A 14,868-nucleotide genomic window follows, 5' to 3' on the forward strand; every position below is an offset into this window, starting at 1 on the left:
CGGGGCGGTGCCGGCGCTCGCCGCCGCGGGCCTCGCCGGGGCGATGATCGACACCGCGTCCAAGGACGGGCGCCGCCTGACCGATCGCCTCGGGCCCGCCGACCTCACGGCCTTCACCGAGGCCTGCCGGGCGCACGGCCTGCTCTCGGGCCTCGCCGGCTCGCTCCGGGTCTCCGACATCCCGAGCCTGGCGCCGCACCGGCCGAGCTATCTCGGCTTCCGCGGCGGCCTCTGCCGGGCACGCGACCGCCGCCTCGGCCTCGACCCGGAGGCGCTCGCCGAGGCCGTGCGCACCCTGCGCGCCCTCCCCGCCCGGGCGGCCGCGTGAGCGCGGCCCCGATCGTGGTGAAGCTCGGCGGCAGCCTGCTCGCCGATCCCGCGCGCCTGCGCGCTTGGCTCGCCCAACTGGCCGCCGGCGCGCTCGGCCCCTGCCTGATCGTGCCCGGCGGCGGCCCCTTCGCCGACGCCGTGCGGACCGCGCAAGCCGCGCTCGGCTTCGACGACGCCCTCGCCCACCGCCTCGCCCTCGACGCGATGGGACGGATGGCGGAGGTGTTTTGCGCGCTGGAGCCGAAGCTGGGGATCGTCTCCGCTCTGCCGGTGCCTGCGAGCGCGCCGCTTCCGGTGGATTCGCGTGTCCCCTCTCCCGTTCGGGAGAGGGACTGGGTGAGGGTCGAGAAGTGTCAGGAGCGGGCTCCGCACGAGCCGCCTCACCGTCGCGACCTCTCTGGCGCGTTCTCAACCCTCACCCCAACCCTCTCCCGAACGGGAGAGGGGGCGCGTCGCGGTTCCGGAGAGGTGCCACGGGCGCATGTCTGGGACCCCTGCGCCTTGCGCTCCGGCCATCGCGACATCCCCGAATCCTGGGCTGTCACCTCCGACAGCCTCGCCCTCTGGCTGGCCCTGGAGACCGGCGCCCCCGCCTGCCGTCTCGTGAAGTCGGCCCCCGCCCCGCGCGGCAGCGGGCCGCAGGACTGGGCGCGCCTGGGGCTCGTGGACGCGGCCTTTCCGGCCTTCGCCGCGCGTTATCCCGGCGAGATCCGCATCGAGGGACCGGCCGATGGCCGGGTCGCCGCGTGAGCGAGAACCCCGAAAAGCGCCCCGAGCACCTCGTCTTCGTCACCGGCAAGCTCGCCCGCGCGCGGCTGGAGAAGGTCGCGTCCACCCTGCCGCCGGAGCGCTTCGCCTGGAGCATCGCCGATGCCGGCGTGAAGGTCGCCGCGCTGATGACGGAGGAGATCATCCGCCGCCGCGTCACCCTGCCGGAGGGCGCGACGCGGGTGATCCTGCCCGGCCGCTGCCGCGCCGGCACGGAGGCGCTCAGCCGTCACTTCGGCCTGCCCGTGGAGCGCGGCCCCGACGAGATCGTGGACCTGCCGGCCTGGCTCGGCCTCGCCGGCCGCAAGCTCGACCTGTCGGGCCACGACCTGCGCATCTTCGCCGAGATCGTGGACGCCTCGAAGATGACGCCGGAGGCGATCCTGGCGAAGGGCCTCGACCTCGCCCGGCGCGGGGCCGACGTGATCGACCTCGGCGGCCTGCCCGACACCGCCTTCCCGCATCTCGAGGACAGCGTGCGGCTGATGAAGGCGGCGGGGCTCACAGTCAGCGTCGATTCCTTCTCCCTCGACGAGCTGACCCGCGGGGCCAAGGCGGGGGCCGATTATCTCCTCAGCCTCAACGAGGAGACGCTGGGCCTCGCCTTCGAGACGGGGGCCGTGCCCGTCCTCGTGCCGATGCGCCCGGACGACCTGCCCTCCCTCGACCGCGCCATCGCGCGGATGGAGACAGCGGGCCTGCCCTATCTCGCCGACCCGATCCTCGAGCCGATCCATTTCGGCTTCGTGGATTCGATCACCCGCTACCGCGAGGTCCGCGCGCGCTGGCCGCAGGCCGAGATGATGATGGGCACCGGCAACCTGACCGAGTTGACCGAGGCCGACAGCCTCGGCGTCACCGCGCTCCTCGCGGGAATGTGCTCGGAGCTCAGCATCCGCAACGTACTGATCGTGCAGGTCTCCAACCACACCCGCCGCACGGTCGAGGAGCACGATGCGGCCCGCCGCGTGATGTACGCCGCCAAGGCCGACGCGGCCCTGCCCAAGGGCTACGGCCGGGCACTACTGGCACTTCACGACAAGCGCCCCTTCGTGCAGACCGCCGATGAGATCGCGGGCCTTGCCGCCGAGGTGCGCGACCCGAACTATCGCATCGCCGTCGCCGAGGACGGCATCCACGTCTACAACCGCGACATCCACAGGGTCGGCACCGACGCGATGGCCTTCTTCCCCGAACTCAACGTGGCGAGCGACGGGGCCCACGCCTTCTATCTCGGGGCCGAGCTCGCCAAGGCCGAGACCGCGTGGCGGCTCGGCAAGCGCTACGTGCAGGACGAGCCCCTCGACTGGGGCGCCGCCGCCGAGGCCGAGGCCGAGGACGCCACCGCCTTCAAGAAGGCCGGACACACCAAGCATTCGGGGCCCGACGCGCCCCCGCCCGGTACCCGCGACCTGCGCAAGGCCGCCGAGGCCGACGCGGCGCCGCCGGAGACGATCGGCGCAGCGGACGCCCGCGCCGGGACGGATCTCGCCGCGACGCCCGATCCCAGAAAGACCCGGCTCGTCTGCGGCAAGCTGGTCGCCGAGGACTGAGAGCCGTGCCGCTGATCCTCGAGACCGTCGTCACCACCCTGTCGCCGGCGGGCGATCTGCACCTCGTGCCCTTCGGGCTGATCCGCGAGGGGGACGCCTACATCCTGGCGCCGTTCCGGCCCTCGCCGACCATCGTGAACCTGGAGGCGAACCCGTATTTCGCGGCCTCCAGCCCGCGCGACATCCGGGTGATCGCCGGCGCCGTCACCGGCCGGCGCGACTGGCCGGTGGTCGAGTGCGAGGCGATTCCCGCCAAGCGCCTCGCCGACAGCTTCGGCCATGCCGAGTTCGCGGTGGAGGCGGTGGAGGAGGACGCCACCCGTCCCCGCTTCCGCGGGCGGCTGGTGAAGGCCACCGCGCACGAGCCCTTCATCGGCTACAACCGGGCGCAAGCAGCCGTGCTCGAGGCCGCGATCCTGTCGACGCGGCTGCACATGCTGACCCCGGACAAGATCCTGACGGAGATGGCCTACCTCGCCATCGCGATATCCAAGACGGCCGGGCCGCGCGAGCGCGAGGCCTGGGACTGGATCGAGGACAAGATCGCGAGCGCCCTCGGGCGCAGCGAGCGGATCCTCGCAAACCCCGGCGCCGCACCCTAGACGGCGCAAAGGAGAAGCGTCCATGACGTTCATGAGACTTGCGGCCGTGGCGGCGCTCGCCACGGTGTCGTTCGCGGCCCAGGCCCACGGGCCGACCCGCCAGAAGGTGTCCGAGACCGTCGAGATCAACGCGCCCGCCGACAAGGTCTGGGCCGTGGTCGGCAATTTCCAGGACGGGAGCTGGATCCCGGTGGTCGAGAAGACCGAGGGCAAGGGCGGCAACGAGCCCAAGGCCACCCGCACCCTGACGCTGAAGGGCGGCGCCACGGTCGAGGAGGAGCTCGCCAAGTACGACGCCTCCAAGAAGAGCCTGATGTACCGGATCGACAAGGTCGACGTGAAGACCCTGCCGGTCAACGACTACTCGTCCTGGATCGAAGTCGAGTCGGACGGCGCGGACAAGACCAAGGTCACCTGGCGCGGCGCCTTCTACCGCGGCTACATGAACAACGATCCGCCGCCCGATCTGAACGACGAGGCCTCCAAGAAGGCCGTCCAGGGCCTCTACCGCGCCGGCCTCGACAACCTGAAGTCCAAGGTCGAGAAGGGCTCGTGAGCCCGGTTGGACGCACGCGTCCCGCGGGAGGCCGGCGCCGCGCCGGCCTCCTCGCGCTCCTGATCCTCGCCGGCCCGCTTCTCTCCCGCCCGATCTGGGCCGAGCCGAGCGTGGCCGACCCGAGCTTGGCCCCGCCCCGCCCCGCCGCGGCGGGCGAGGCTCTCGTCACCGTGCAGGGCGGCAACGCCGTCGAGGTGGTCGATCTCGCGGCCGGCAAGGTGGTGCGGTCGATCCCCGTCTCGGGCTCGCCCGCGGGTATCGCGCTCTCGCCCGACCGCGCCACCGCCTATGTCACCCGGCCCGACCTGCCGGGGCTCGCGGTGATCGACGCGAAGGCCCGTGCGCTCACGGCTACGGTCACGCTGCCCGGCGGCCCGCTCGGCATCGGCGTCGATCCGAAGGCCGGCACCGTCTACGTGGCCGACTGGTACGGCAGGCGGCTGTTCGTCCTGCGCCCCACGGGCGCGGGCGCGGATGCCACCCTGGTGCCGGACGGCGAGATCGCGGTCGGCGCCTCCCCCTCCGGGATCGCGGTGACGCCGGACGGCGCGACGCTGCTGGTGGCCAACCGCGAGGCCGACAGCGTCTCGGTGGTCGATGTCGCGCGCCGCCGCGAGGTCGCGACGATTCCGGTCGGGCGCCACCCGTTCGGCCTCGTGCTCGATGCCCAGGGCCGGCGCGCCTACACCGCCAACGTGACGGGCGACGACGTCTCGGTGATCGACGTCGCGGCGCGGCGCGAGGTCGCCCGCGTGAAGACCGGCGAGCGGCCCTATGTGGTGGCGCTGGCGCGGGGCCGCGGCTTCGTCACCGACCAGTACGGCAACAGCGTCACCGCCTTCGACCTCGACAGCCTCAAGGTCCTGCGCACGATCGATGTCGGCGACCATCCCGAGGGGATCGGCGCCGACGCGGAGGGCCGCTTCCTCTATGTCGCCAACTGGGGCTCGGACACGCTGAGCGTCATCGATGCGGAGACGATGGCGGTGGTCCGCGAGATCCCGACCGGGGAGAGCCCCCGCGCCTTCGGCGACTTCCTGCGGTAGGTCCTTGCGGGGGGACGCTGCCCGCGTCCCTCATCCCGCAAACCGGTGGATCACTGCGGGTGGCCGCGGATCCCCCTCTCCCCGCACGCGGGGCAAGGGGATCCGCTCCGAACGATCGGAAGGCTCACTCGCCGAGCGCGACGCCCGCCGTGCCGATCACCGTGGCGATCAGGCCGCAGGTGAAGGCGCCGATCATCGCGTAGGTCACGATCTTCGCGAACATGTCTGCCCCCTTTGGCTTCGTCGTTGTGGTGGCGTCCCTGCGGACGCGCCGACCCAACGTGCGATGCGGCGAGGGGTTGCTGCATCGCGGCGCGGGCGGGTCCCGCGAGAGCCGTCCCCGATCGCGTTGCAATCGAGATCGCCTCTCGCTCAGTGTGGGGACGCGCTCTGTTTCGCCGAACCGTCATCCATGTCGGCGAAACAGAGCGCTCCAGATGCGTGGAAGCCCGCATCCGGGGATGCGGGCTCCGGCGATCGCGGCGCGCGGGGCGTCAGCAGGAATAGCCGCCCGAGGTCTGGCCGTACTGCTTGACCGGCCGGGTCTGCTGGTTGGCGTTGCCCTCCGAGGCCGAGCTCATCGGGCAGGCCTCGTAATACGGACTGTCGTGGACGCCGATCGCGCCGGTCACGGCCGGGTCGTAGGGCGCGAAGAACGGCGAGCGGCCGTACCCGTCGAAGGCGGACGCCGTGGAGAGGGGCGCGGCAGCCAGAAGCAGGGCGGCGAGGGCGAGGCGGGTTCGGGTCATGGGGGCGATCTCCTATGCGACGCGGTCGCGGGATTCGCGCCGGGTCTTGAGCGCTGATGACCGCAAGATAGGGAGATTTGTCCGCTCCATCCGTGTCGAGCCGCACGATGGAAGCGGGATTAAAACGGGGATCGACTGTATAGGCGTCGCCCCGGCCCCGCGCGCGCCGGCGCCGCTTCCGTCGGGCTCGCCGCGCGGGCGGCGGCCGGGGCGGCTTGGTAAAAGATGCATCAGCCGAGCATAGTTTCCGCCTCGTTACCAAGAGGGGCTGGCCAGGCCGGGGTGTTTCTGTGTAATCCCCCGACTTCCCTTGATTTCGCCATATGAATGGTGATTTTAGGCCGCGAGGGGCATTTCAGCGGACAGGTGTAATGACAGAAGAAATCCAGGGCCCCGCCCTCGACGTCGTCGAACTCGCGGGCGACATCGTTTCGGCCTACGTATCCAACAACTCCGTTCCTGCCTCCGAGCTTCCGGCCCTCATCGCCAGCATCCACGCGGCGCTCCTCGGTCTCGCCTCGGGCACCCAGGTCGCCGCGGCCGAGCCGGTCGCCGAGGTGGAGAAGCCGACCCCCGCCCAGATCCGCCGGTCGATCACCGACGAGGGCATCGTGAGCTTCCTCGACGGCAAGACCTACAAGACCCTGAAGCGGCATCTCACCGCCTACGGGCTGGAGCCCCGCTCCTACCGCGAGCGCTTCGGCCTGCCGGCCGATTATCCGATGGTCGCGCCCGCCTACGCCGCCCAGCGTTCGGCGCTCGCCAAGCAGATCGGCCTCGGCCGCCCGGGCGCCCTGGCCGAGCGCCAGACCGGCCGCCGGCAGGCGGCCTGAGACCGAGCCCCGCGGGCCTGAACCCCCTCTCCGCGGGGCCGGCCGATCTTCAGGCCTCGCCGACGGCTCGATACAAGGCGCGGTGGCGACCCCACTCCCGAACCGGCAGGGGGCCCGGGCGCATCCGGACTGGCCCGTGAGGCCGTGTCCGGCCGGAGATCCCCCCACCCGCCCCTCCGGCTTCGCCCACGCGTCCCGTCGGGCGCGCCGGAGGCTGGCGGACCGCTTTCCCGCCGGGGCGGGCAGCCTTCCCGGGGGCGGGGCACGCCCTATCCTTGTGGCATGCCCCGCTGGATCTTCGTCCTCTTCGCCGCCGCCCTGTTCCTCAGCGTGTTCGGCATCGTCCTGACCTTCATCAAGACCGGGCCGACGCAGAACCAGCCCAGCCGCCCGCCCGAGCAGCCCGCGGCGACGGCTCCGCGCAACCCCTGACGCGTCACCACGTCACCGTGTAGGCGAGCTCGACCGAGCGCGGGCGCCCGAGCAGCCAGTTGGTGCCGACCCCGTCCACCGCGTTGCCGCTGATCGCGTAGACCTTGTCGAACAGGTTGTAGACGCGCAGGCTCAGGCGCGAATCCGGCGTGACCTGATGGTCGAGCACCGCGTTGACGAGGTTGTAGGCCGGGCGGCGGGCGGTGTTGCCGAAATCGCTATAGACCGGCCCGACATTCTGCAGGCCGATCCGCGCGGTCCAGTCCCGCAGGCCGTCCCAGGTCAGCCAGAGATTGGCCACGCGCTCGGGCACGTCGATCGGCTGCCGGCCGGCATAGGACACCGCCGTCCCGTTCACGACCTGGCTGAAGCTGTCGTACTGGGCGTGCAGCAGGGCGAGGTTGCCGTCGAGGCGCCAGCCCGGCGCGACGCGCCAGCCCAGCGCCAGCTCGACCCCTTGCGAGGACTGGCTTCCGACCTGGACCCCGATGGCGGCGCTGCCCGGCAGGCGGGAGATCAGGTTGTCCTTCACGATGCGGTAGCCCGCGAGCGTCCATTCGAGCGCCCCGTCGAAGGCCAGCCCCTTGGCACCGACCTCGATCTGATCGCCGGTGGCGAGCTTGAAGCCGGCCAGCGACTGGGACAGCGTGATCAGGCTGTTCACCGGGTCGGTGGCGAAGCTGTACTGGGCGTAGAGCGCGCTGTCGGGCGTCGGGTTGTAGACGAGGCCGAAGCGGTAGCCGAGCGACGCATAGGTGCGCTCGAACTGCGCTCCCGTGCGCAGGTCCTCGCGCCGGAGCGTGGGCGCGTCGAAGCGGACCCCGGTGAGGAACGACAGCCGGTCGCTGAGGATCACCCGGTCCTCGGCGAAGACCGAGGCCTGGCTCGTGCGCGTCCGGTAGGCCGGGGTGGCGCGGCCTTCCGGTGGGAAGGTCCCGAGGAAGCCGCCGACGAGGGGCACGCTGTCGGACTTGTCGAAGAAGAAGTTGTTGGTGTGCCGGAAGTCGATGTGGTTCACGTCGAATCCGGCCAGGAACGCGTTGCGGAACCCGAACAGGCTGCCCGTGAAGGCGGCGTCGAAGCGGTTCCCGACCTGTTCCTGGCTGTGGTAGATCTCGGTGAAGGCCGAGCGGTCGACGAGACCCGTGCCGCGGTTGAAGGCGTACTGCTCCACGTCGAGCCAGTGCCGGCTGCTGGTGAGCCGGTAGGCGGTGTTGCGGATGGTCACGTCGGCGGACGGCGTCCATTCCGTCTTCAGCTGGGTCCAGTTGTCGGCCCAGGTGATCTTCGGATCGAGGATGTTGTAGTTCCGGAACCGCACCGGATCGGGGATGCGGCCCTCGACCAGCGGCGTGCCCCAGTAGCGGGCGGGCTCCTGATAGCCGAGATCGTGGCTCAGGGTGAAGGCGAGGTCGGGGCTCGGCTGGACCAGGAGCGCGGCCGAGACCGCGAGGTTGCGGAAGTCGCCGACCGGATGGACCCAGCCGTCGGCCCGGTTGCCGCTGACGTTCAGCCGGTAGGCGAAGGTGTTGCCGAACTCCGCCTGGCCGATCGCGCCGCCGGAATCGAGGGCGAGCCGGGCGACGCCGTCGCTGCCGATCACCGCACGGGCCGCGTTCACGGGCACGAAGACCGGCTTCTTGGGCACCACGTTGATCACGCCGCCAATGGCGCCGTCGCCGTAGAGCACCGAGGACGGCCCGCGCAGCACTTCGATGCGCTCGACGTTCCAGGTGTCGAACGGGAAGGTCACCGTGTTGGCGCCCACGTAGAAGCGGGTGCCGTCGTAGAGCTGCTGAATCGAGTTCGGTCCCGAGAAGCCGCGGGCCGTGAAGGCGCCGTTGCCGTTGCCGGGCGCGGCGATGGAGGTGATGCCGGTGGCATCCTGGGTCACGGCATCGGCGACCGTGTCCTGCCCGCGCAGGCGCGCGGTCTCGCCGGAGACGATATCGAGGCTGGCCGGGGTCTCCAGCGGCGTCAGGCCGAGGCGGCTGGCGCTGCGGCCCGGCGTCCGCAGGTTGAGGCCCACGGGGCTCGTGCGCCCGGGGCCGGAGCCCTCGACGGAGAGCTCGTCGAGGGCGACCGCGTCTGCCCGAGCGTCCTGAGCCCGAGCCTCCCCGCAGAGAAGGCCGCAGGGGAGGAGGAGCGCGGACAGGGAGCGCGCGGACAGGGTGCGGAGAGAGACGGCAGCGACGGGACAGGCGCGCGCGGATGCGCGCCGGCCGCGGGACCGGGCGGAGCGGGACAGGTTCGGCATGGGGGAAGGATCACGAAGCGGGCGGCACGCCCGGCCGGGTCGTCCTAGCCTGAATGTAACAATGTTACAATCCCTGGCCGCGTGCGAGCGTGCGCGGGCAAGGCGCGGCCGTCGCGGGCCTGAGGGCGGCATCGGGGCGAGCATCGGTGCGGCGGGCTCTGTGGCACGTCACCGCGAACGAGGCCGGCGCGCCGCCGCCTCGTAGGATCGGCAGCGCATCGGCACCCGCCAGGACACCCCGCCCGGCGCGCTTCGCGTGTGACCACGGCTGACGGCAGGTCTCCTGGCTCGCGGGTCGCCGCCCTCTCACCGTCTTCCCGGGTGGTGGCACCCAGTGACATGGTGGTGAAGGGCTCGCCGCTCACAGTTGCGGGGGCAGCCGCGGCATCGAGCCGATCCCTCACGGGTCTGGCCCTCACCGCGTTCCCTTTTGATCCCCGAAGGGAACCGTCGGGCGCGAGCTTGACCGTTGCGCGGGGCCGCGTCAACGGCGCCGGCGGAGGGATCAGGCGGGGACGCTGTGGATGCGGCGGACCTGCGAGGGGGTGAGGCCGAAGCGCTTGCGGAAGGTGCGGTTGAAGTAGGAGAGATCGCCGAACCCGACGTCGAAGGCGATGGCGCCGACCGGCCGCGTGTCGGCCGGATCGGTCAGGCGCTGCATGGCGCGGTCGAGGCGGCGGCCGAGCACGAAGCCGGAGAAGGTCTCGCCCTCCGCCTGGAACATCGCCTGGACCTGCCGGCTGGAGATGCGCTGAGCCTGCGCGACGGCCTCCAGGCTGAGGTCCGGCTGGCCGATCCGCTGCTCGACCTCGATCTTGAGCGCCTGGATCCGCTGGTCGCGCCGGCTCGGCGCCCGCATCTCCGCCTGGCGCCCGGGCTCCAGCACGATGAAGGTGAGGAGCTCGGCCAGATGGCCGCGCACCAGCTCGGCGAGTTCGGCGCAGGCGACCGGGATCAGCCCCCGCAGCAGGCTCGCCGCGTAGACGGTCAGGGTCTGCAGGCCGGGATGGTCCCGGTCGATCCGCCGGAGGGAGCCGGGCTCCAGCGCGGCGAGCGGGCCCGCCAGCCGCTCCCGCTCGATCGCCAGGAGGTCGATCCGGTCGACGCCCATCGCCTCGAAGACCGCGCCGCGGCTCGCCGGGACGAGCAGCGCGTCCCGCGAGCAGCAGGCGAGGCTCTGCCCGCCGAGCGTCACCTGGAGGCGTCCCACCGCCGGCCGCACCAGCAGCAGGCGCTCGCCCGGCCCCTCGTCGCACCAGCGCTGGGAGGGGCCGAACACCGAGGCGATGCCGAGATCGGGCACGAGGCGGATCGCCGTGCGGCCGCGGAAGGGCACGGCCTCGGGATCCTCCACCGCCTGCGGGACCACGCCGTCGGCCAGGCTCGCCGCGAGGGCCGTCGCGGCGCTCACCGCAGCCCCCGACGCCGCCCGCCCGAGCGGGGCCGCGCGGTCTCGGCGGGAGATCGCTGGTTCGTCATGGCCCTCCCGATCCGCCGGAATCGCTGCGCAGCAGTCCGCACTCTTGCTCGCCCGAGTCCAAGCGAGCCTGCAATGACCATGCTAGAGCCGCGCAGAGATGTCGAGAGTTCGTGCGTCTTCGTCCCGGATGTCGAGCGGGATGAGGGGCGGACATCTTACATTAGACGAGTTTCAAACTGAATGCCGGGCGGTTCTCTTGCGTGTTCTACACGGGAGCGCCGTCCGGACGATCCGGAACGTGGCGCCCCGCGCGGGCGGACAAGGTGGGTTCGAACGTCATGCGATACGTCCGTCTCGTCGCGGCCCTCGGTGCGGGGACGGCGCTCGCCGGCCCGGTCCTGGCGCAGACGGCCGCGCCCACCGTCGCCTTGGACGAGCTCTCGGTCACCGCCGCCCGCGCGCCGCGGCCGGTGGAGCAGATCCCGCAGAGCGTCCAGATCGTCGATCGCGACCAGATCCGCCAGCAGCTCGCCCTGACATCGAGCCCGTCCGCCGTGCTGTCGAAGCTGGTGCCGGGCTTCTCCGCGCCCAACGGCACCATCTCCAGCGCCTCCGAGAGCTTCCGGGGCCGCAACCTGCTGGTCCTGATCGACGGCGTGCCGGTGAACACGCCCCTGCGCGACGTCTCGCGCATCCTCAACCTGATCGACCTGAATTCCGTCGAGCGGATCGAGGTGGTGGCCGGCGCCTCCAGCCTCTACAGCGCGGGCGCCACCGGCGGCACGGTCAACTTCATCACCCGCCGCCCGACCGACGGAACGCCGATCGTCACCGTCAACACGGCGCTGCGGACCTTCACCGCCGATCCGGTGCACGGGCTCGCGCCCGAGACCTCGATCAGCGTGACCGGCAAGGTGCCGGACGGGGTCGACTACGCCTTCACCGGCTCCGGGCGCTTCGCGGCGCGCACCTATGACGGCAAGGGCCGGGAGATGGCCTCCGACGGCCAGCTCGGCCAGGGCGGCGGCGACCGTTTCCAGCTCGGCAACATCAACCTGCGGCTCGGCTACGACCTCGACCTCGCCAAGCGGATCGAGTTCGGCCTCACCCAGATCCTGCTCAACCAGGATCCGCGCTACCTGACCGATTACAGCGCGCCCTTCGCGCGGCCGAACTACGCCCGGCTCTATCCGGGCCTGCCGGTGGCCGAGGACACGCGCTCGCTCTACCTGCGCTACACCGACCGCGACACGCCGCTCGGCAGCCTGTCGCTGCTCGGATTCTACAACGACATCAACAAGCGCTTCAATTACTCGGAGTTCTCCTACCCGGCGAACCCGTTCGTCACCTACTCGCTCAACCCGGCCTCGCCGACGAGCCTCGCCAACCAGACGGCGCTCGCCACCGAGCGCGGCGGCATCAACCTCACCTTCGACACCGATCTCGGCGTCCTCCTGCCCGGGATGAGGTTGACCTGGGGCTCCGACGTGATCTCCGAATCCACGCGGCAGCGGGCGCGGGACGGCGCGGACGTGTTCACGCCCCTGCAGCAGAACAGCTATGCCGGCTTCGCCCTCCTCCAGATCCCCGTCGGCGAGCGCCTGACGCTGCGCGGCGGCATGCGCTACGAGCATTTCGACCTCGACGTGACGGGCTTCTCGCGGCCGACCACCTTCGCCGCGACGGCGGCGCGCAACGCGCTCGGCTACTCGACCTTCGTGCTGCCGGCGATCAACGTCACGGGCGGCAGGTTCTCCTACGCGGCTCCGACCTTCAACGCGGGCGCGACCTTCAACCTCCTGCCCGGCATCGACCTCTACGGCGGCTTCAGCCAGGGCTACGCGCTCGCCGATATCGGCGCCTTCACGCGGCGGGCCGGCCTGTCGCTGGCCTATGCCTGCCCGGTGGCGCGGCCCTTCTGCCTGCCGGCCGGCACCACCATCGCCTATTCCAGCATCGCGCCGCAGGCGCAGATCGTGAACTCCTACGATTTCGGCGTCCGCGGCCGGAGCGGGATCTTCTCCGGCAGCCTCGGCGGCTTCGTCTCGACCTCGGACGAGGGCACGACCTTCGATCCGCTCACCAACCGGCTGAGCCAGCAGAAGGAGATGATCTACGGCGTCGAGTTCGTGGGCAGCGCCCAGGTCACGGAGCAGCTCAGCCTCGGCACCGTGCTCGGCTATCGCGAGGGCCGCTACGACACCAACCGGGACGGGCGCCTGGACAGCTATCTGCCGAACAACCGCATCGGCGCGCCCTTCCGCGCCACCGTCTCGGGCACCTACCTGTTCGAGAACGGCGTGTCGGTCCGCCTCGAAGGCGAGGGCTTCAGCGGCCGCGACGCCCGCATCGACCTCGCCGGCACCCGCTACCGCCTCAAGGACGCCTTCACGGTGAACGCGGCCGTCGGCGCGCCGCTGGCGGGCGGCGAGCTCTACGCCTCCGTCGATAACCTGTTCGACGTCGCCTACTGGAACCCCACCGCGACCTCGGTGCGCAACCTGACCGTCTACGGGCTCGGGCGCACCGTCACGGTCGGCTACCGCAAGACGTTCTGAGCCGATGGTCGCCTTCGAGGAGACGGACGACCTCGTCGTCCTGCGCTACGTCGCCCCGCCCGAGCCCGGCGACGAGACCGCCTATCTCGACGCGCTGGAGCGGGTCGGCGCGCGGCCCGCGCCCTTCGCCCTGGTCATGGTGCTCGGCGGCGCGGCCAAGATGTCGGCGGCCTCCGAGCGGGCCCAGGCGCTCTGGTTCAAGCGCACCCGCGCCGATCTCGACCGGCGCTGCCGCGGCCTCGTCATCGTGCGGCCGGGCTTCGGGGAGGCGGGGGCGGACGTGTTCCGCCGGCTCTGGGCCTTCCCGATCCGGATCGCCCCGGACGAGGCCACGGCCCGGGCCACCGCGCGGAGCCTTCTCGCATGAGCACCGCCCAGGCCCTCCCGGCCACCCTGCCGCCGGCCCGGCGCGAGCGCCTCGCGCTCTTCGGGGTGCTCGCCGCCCTCTACATGGCGCAGGCGATCCCCTCCTATCTGATCGCCGCGGCCCTGCCGCCGATCATGCGGGAGGCCGGGATCTCCCGCGCGGCGATCGGCTATCTCAGCCTGCTGTTCCTGCCCCTCGTCCTGAAGTTCCTGTGGGCGCCGCTGATCGACCGCGTGCGGCCCTTCGCGCGGGCGCACCGGGCGGGCTGGGTCATCGTCACGCAGGTCGGCGTGATCGGCTGCATCCTCGCCCTGCTGCCGCTCGGGCCGACCCATGTGCCCGGCATCATCGGCATCGGCTTCCTCGCCTCGCTGCTGATCTCGACCCAGGACATCGCCACCGACGGCTACGCCGTGAAACGGCTGCGGCCCGAGGACCGGGCGGTCGGCAACGCCATCCAGGGCGGCGCGGTCGCCCTCGGCGTGGTGGTGGGCGGCACGCTGAGCCTCGTCCTCTACCATCATGTCGGCTGGGCGGGCATGCTGCTGACCGCCGCCGCCTTCTCGCTGGCCCCGCTCGCCGCCGCCTTCTTCATGCGCGAGGGCGAGCCGGCCCCCGCCGCCGCGCCGCGCCCCTCGATCCGCGCCTTCCTGCGGCGGCCGGAGGTGCGCACCATCCTCTGGGTGGCGCTGACCTACCGGGTGAGCGAGGGGCTCGTGAAGGCGATGGAGGGCCCCTACCTCGTCGATGCCGGCGTGCCCCTCGACCGGATCGGCTACCTCTCCGGCGTCTCGGCCATGACGGCGGGGCTCGCCGGCTCCGGCATCGCGGCGCTGCTCGTGCGCCGCTACGGCACGGCGGCGACGCTCGGCCTGCTCGGGGCGCTGCGCACCCTCTGCTTCGCGCTGTTCACCGCCCACGCGCTGGGGATGGTGCTCGGCCTGTGGCCGCTCTTCGGCGCCGCCGGCTTCCAGACCCTGATCCGCTACATGGAGATCGTGGCGCTCTACAGCCTGTTCATGGCGGTCTCCTCGACCGACCAGCCCGGCACCGACTTCACGATCCTCGCCTGCGCCCAGCTCGTGGTCTACCTCGTCGGCTCGCTCGTCTCGGGCAAGCTCGCCGACCTCCTCGGCTACGGCGCCCTGTTCGGCCTCGCCACGCTGCTCTCCGGCCTCGCCACCCTGGCGACCGTGCGGATGCTCGGGGCCGGCCGCGCCGGTCATTCGGCCTGATGGCCGGGCGCCCCGGGCCGGAGCCGCGCGGCGGCGACCAGCAGCGCGCAGCCGAGGGCCGCGCAGGTCCAGAACGGCAGCGCGGGCGCGAGCCGGAACACCGCGCCGCCGCACAGGGCGCCGATCCCCTGCCCCAGCACGTGCAGGCTGGCGAGCCAGCCC

General features: G+C 71.9%; 14 protein-coding genes and 1 riboswitch. Of the genes, 11 read left to right on the forward strand and 3 right to left on the reverse strand.

Features of this window, described 5'->3' with window-relative positions:
* From MET9862_RS25165 to MET9862_RS25190, 6 genes are all read left to right on the forward strand, one after another.
* The coding region (locus MET9862_RS25165; protein WP_280178995.1) for a (5-formylfuran-3-yl)methyl phosphate synthase at positions 1 to 328 on the forward strand (328 nt) is incomplete at its 5' end.
* A complete protein-coding gene (locus MET9862_RS30290) occupies positions 325 to 1,080 on the forward strand; it encodes an amino acid kinase family protein (RefSeq protein WP_244612900.1) in 756 nt (251 codons plus the stop codon). The genes MET9862_RS25165 and MET9862_RS30290, both read left to right, overlap by 4 nt.
* Positions 1,077 to 2,651, forward strand: a complete 1,575-nt coding sequence (locus MET9862_RS25175) for a DUF6513 domain-containing protein (protein WP_142585705.1) — start codon at positions 1,077 to 1,079, stop codon at positions 2,649 to 2,651. The genes MET9862_RS30290 and MET9862_RS25175 overlap by 4 nt, the downstream gene beginning before the upstream one ends.
* A 5-nt stretch (positions 2,652 to 2,656) precedes the next feature.
* Positions 2,657 to 3,253, forward strand: a complete 597-nt coding sequence (locus MET9862_RS25180; protein WP_142585706.1) for a DUF447 domain-containing protein — start codon at positions 2,657 to 2,659, stop codon at positions 3,251 to 3,253.
* A 22-nt stretch (positions 3,254 to 3,275) separates the two neighbouring features.
* Positions 3,276 to 3,809, forward strand: a complete 534-nt coding sequence (locus MET9862_RS25185) for an SRPBCC family protein (RefSeq protein ID WP_142585707.1) — start codon at positions 3,276 to 3,278, stop codon at positions 3,807 to 3,809.
* 92 nt (positions 3,810 to 3,901) lie between these two features.
* Positions 3,902 to 4,855 (forward strand): beta-propeller fold lactonase family protein, encoded by a 954-nt coding sequence (locus tag MET9862_RS25190; RefSeq protein WP_142585714.1) that lies wholly within the window; start codon positions 3,902 to 3,904, stop codon positions 4,853 to 4,855.
* Between the two features lie 494 nt (positions 4,856 to 5,349).
* On the opposite strand, the gene MET9862_RS25195 is transcribed toward MET9862_RS25190, so the two are convergent.
* Positions 5,350 to 5,604: a hypothetical protein gene (locus MET9862_RS25195; RefSeq protein ID WP_142585708.1), complete on the reverse strand. Its 255-nt coding sequence runs from the start codon at positions 5,602 to 5,604 to the stop codon at positions 5,350 to 5,352.
* A gap of 371 nt (positions 5,605 to 5,975) precedes the next feature.
* Here MET9862_RS25195 and MET9862_RS25200 point away from each other — a divergent pair, with 371 nt between their 5' ends.
* Positions 5,976 to 6,437, forward strand: a complete 462-nt coding sequence (locus MET9862_RS25200; RefSeq protein WP_142585709.1) for a Ros/MucR family transcriptional regulator — start codon at positions 5,976 to 5,978, stop codon at positions 6,435 to 6,437.
* Between the two features lie 282 nt (positions 6,438 to 6,719).
* A complete protein-coding gene (locus tag MET9862_RS29645) occupies positions 6,720 to 6,869 on the forward strand; it encodes a hypothetical protein (RefSeq protein ID WP_185157001.1) in 150 nt (49 codons plus the stop codon).
* A 4-nt stretch (positions 6,870 to 6,873) separates the two neighbouring features.
* Here the strand turns inward: MET9862_RS29645 and MET9862_RS25205 are convergent, their stop codons facing one another.
* The gene (locus tag MET9862_RS25205) at positions 6,874 to 9,126 is read right to left on the reverse strand and encodes a TonB-dependent receptor (protein ID WP_142585710.1); all 2,253 of its coding nucleotides are present in this window, start codon (positions 9,124 to 9,126) and stop codon (positions 6,874 to 6,876) included.
* A 256-nt stretch (positions 9,127 to 9,382) separates the two neighbouring features.
* Positions 9,383 to 9,593, reverse strand: a riboswitch (cobalamin riboswitch).
* Between the two features lie 38 nt (positions 9,594 to 9,631).
* Positions 9,632 to 10,537, reverse strand: a complete 906-nt coding sequence (locus tag MET9862_RS25210; protein WP_142585711.1) for an AraC family transcriptional regulator — start codon at positions 10,535 to 10,537, stop codon at positions 9,632 to 9,634.
* A 347-nt stretch (positions 10,538 to 10,884) separates the two neighbouring features.
* Between MET9862_RS25210 and MET9862_RS25215 the strand changes: the two genes are divergently transcribed.
* Genes MET9862_RS25215 through MET9862_RS25225 form a run of 3 tightly spaced genes read left to right on the forward strand, consistent with a single transcriptional unit; the run spans position 10,885 to position 14,706 of the window.
* Positions 10,885 to 13,104 (forward strand): TonB-dependent receptor, encoded by a 2,220-nt coding sequence (locus MET9862_RS25215; RefSeq protein WP_142585712.1) that lies wholly within the window; start codon positions 10,885 to 10,887, stop codon positions 13,102 to 13,104.
* 4 nt (positions 13,105 to 13,108) lie between these two features.
* Positions 13,109 to 13,471 carry a hypothetical protein gene (locus tag MET9862_RS25220; RefSeq protein WP_142585713.1) on the forward strand — a complete coding sequence of 121 codons (363 nt, stop codon included), beginning with the start codon at positions 13,109 to 13,111 and terminating at the stop codon, positions 13,469 to 13,471.
* Entirely contained in the window at positions 13,468 to 14,706 is a 1,239-nt protein-coding gene (locus tag MET9862_RS25225; RefSeq protein WP_185157002.1) for an MFS transporter, read from the forward strand. The genes MET9862_RS25220 and MET9862_RS25225 overlap by 4 nt, the downstream gene beginning before the upstream one ends.
* Positions 14,707 to 14,868: the final 162 nt, after the last annotated feature.

The organism is Methylobacterium symbioticum (assembly GCF_902141845.1).
Classification (GTDB): domain Bacteria; phylum Pseudomonadota; class Alphaproteobacteria; order Rhizobiales; family Beijerinckiaceae; genus Methylobacterium; species Methylobacterium symbioticum.

Coding starts and splice junctions, on each gene's coding strand:
- MET9862_RS29645 (WP_185157001.1), top strand. CDS start 6,720: ATGCCCCGCTGGATCTTCGTCCTCTTCGCCGCCGCCCTGTTCCTCAGC.
- MET9862_RS25225 (WP_185157002.1), top strand. CDS start 13,468: ATGAGCACCGCCCAGGCCCTCCCGGCCACCCTGCCGCCGGCCCGGCGC.
- MET9862_RS25200 (WP_142585709.1), top strand. CDS start 5,976: ATGACAGAAGAAATCCAGGGCCCCGCCCTCGACGTCGTCGAACTCGCG.
- MET9862_RS25195 (WP_142585708.1), bottom strand. CDS start 5,604: ATGACCCGAACCCGCCTCGCCCTCGCCGCCCTGCTTCTGGCTGCCGCG.
- MET9862_RS25220 (WP_142585713.1), top strand. CDS start 13,109: ATGGTCGCCTTCGAGGAGACGGACGACCTCGTCGTCCTGCGCTACGTC.
- MET9862_RS25185 (WP_142585707.1), top strand. CDS start 3,276: ATGACGTTCATGAGACTTGCGGCCGTGGCGGCGCTCGCCACGGTGTCG.
- MET9862_RS25215 (WP_142585712.1), top strand. CDS start 10,885: ATGCGATACGTCCGTCTCGTCGCGGCCCTCGGTGCGGGGACGGCGCTC.
- MET9862_RS25205 (WP_142585710.1), bottom strand. CDS start 9,126: ATGCCGAACCTGTCCCGCTCCGCCCGGTCCCGCGGCCGGCGCGCATCC.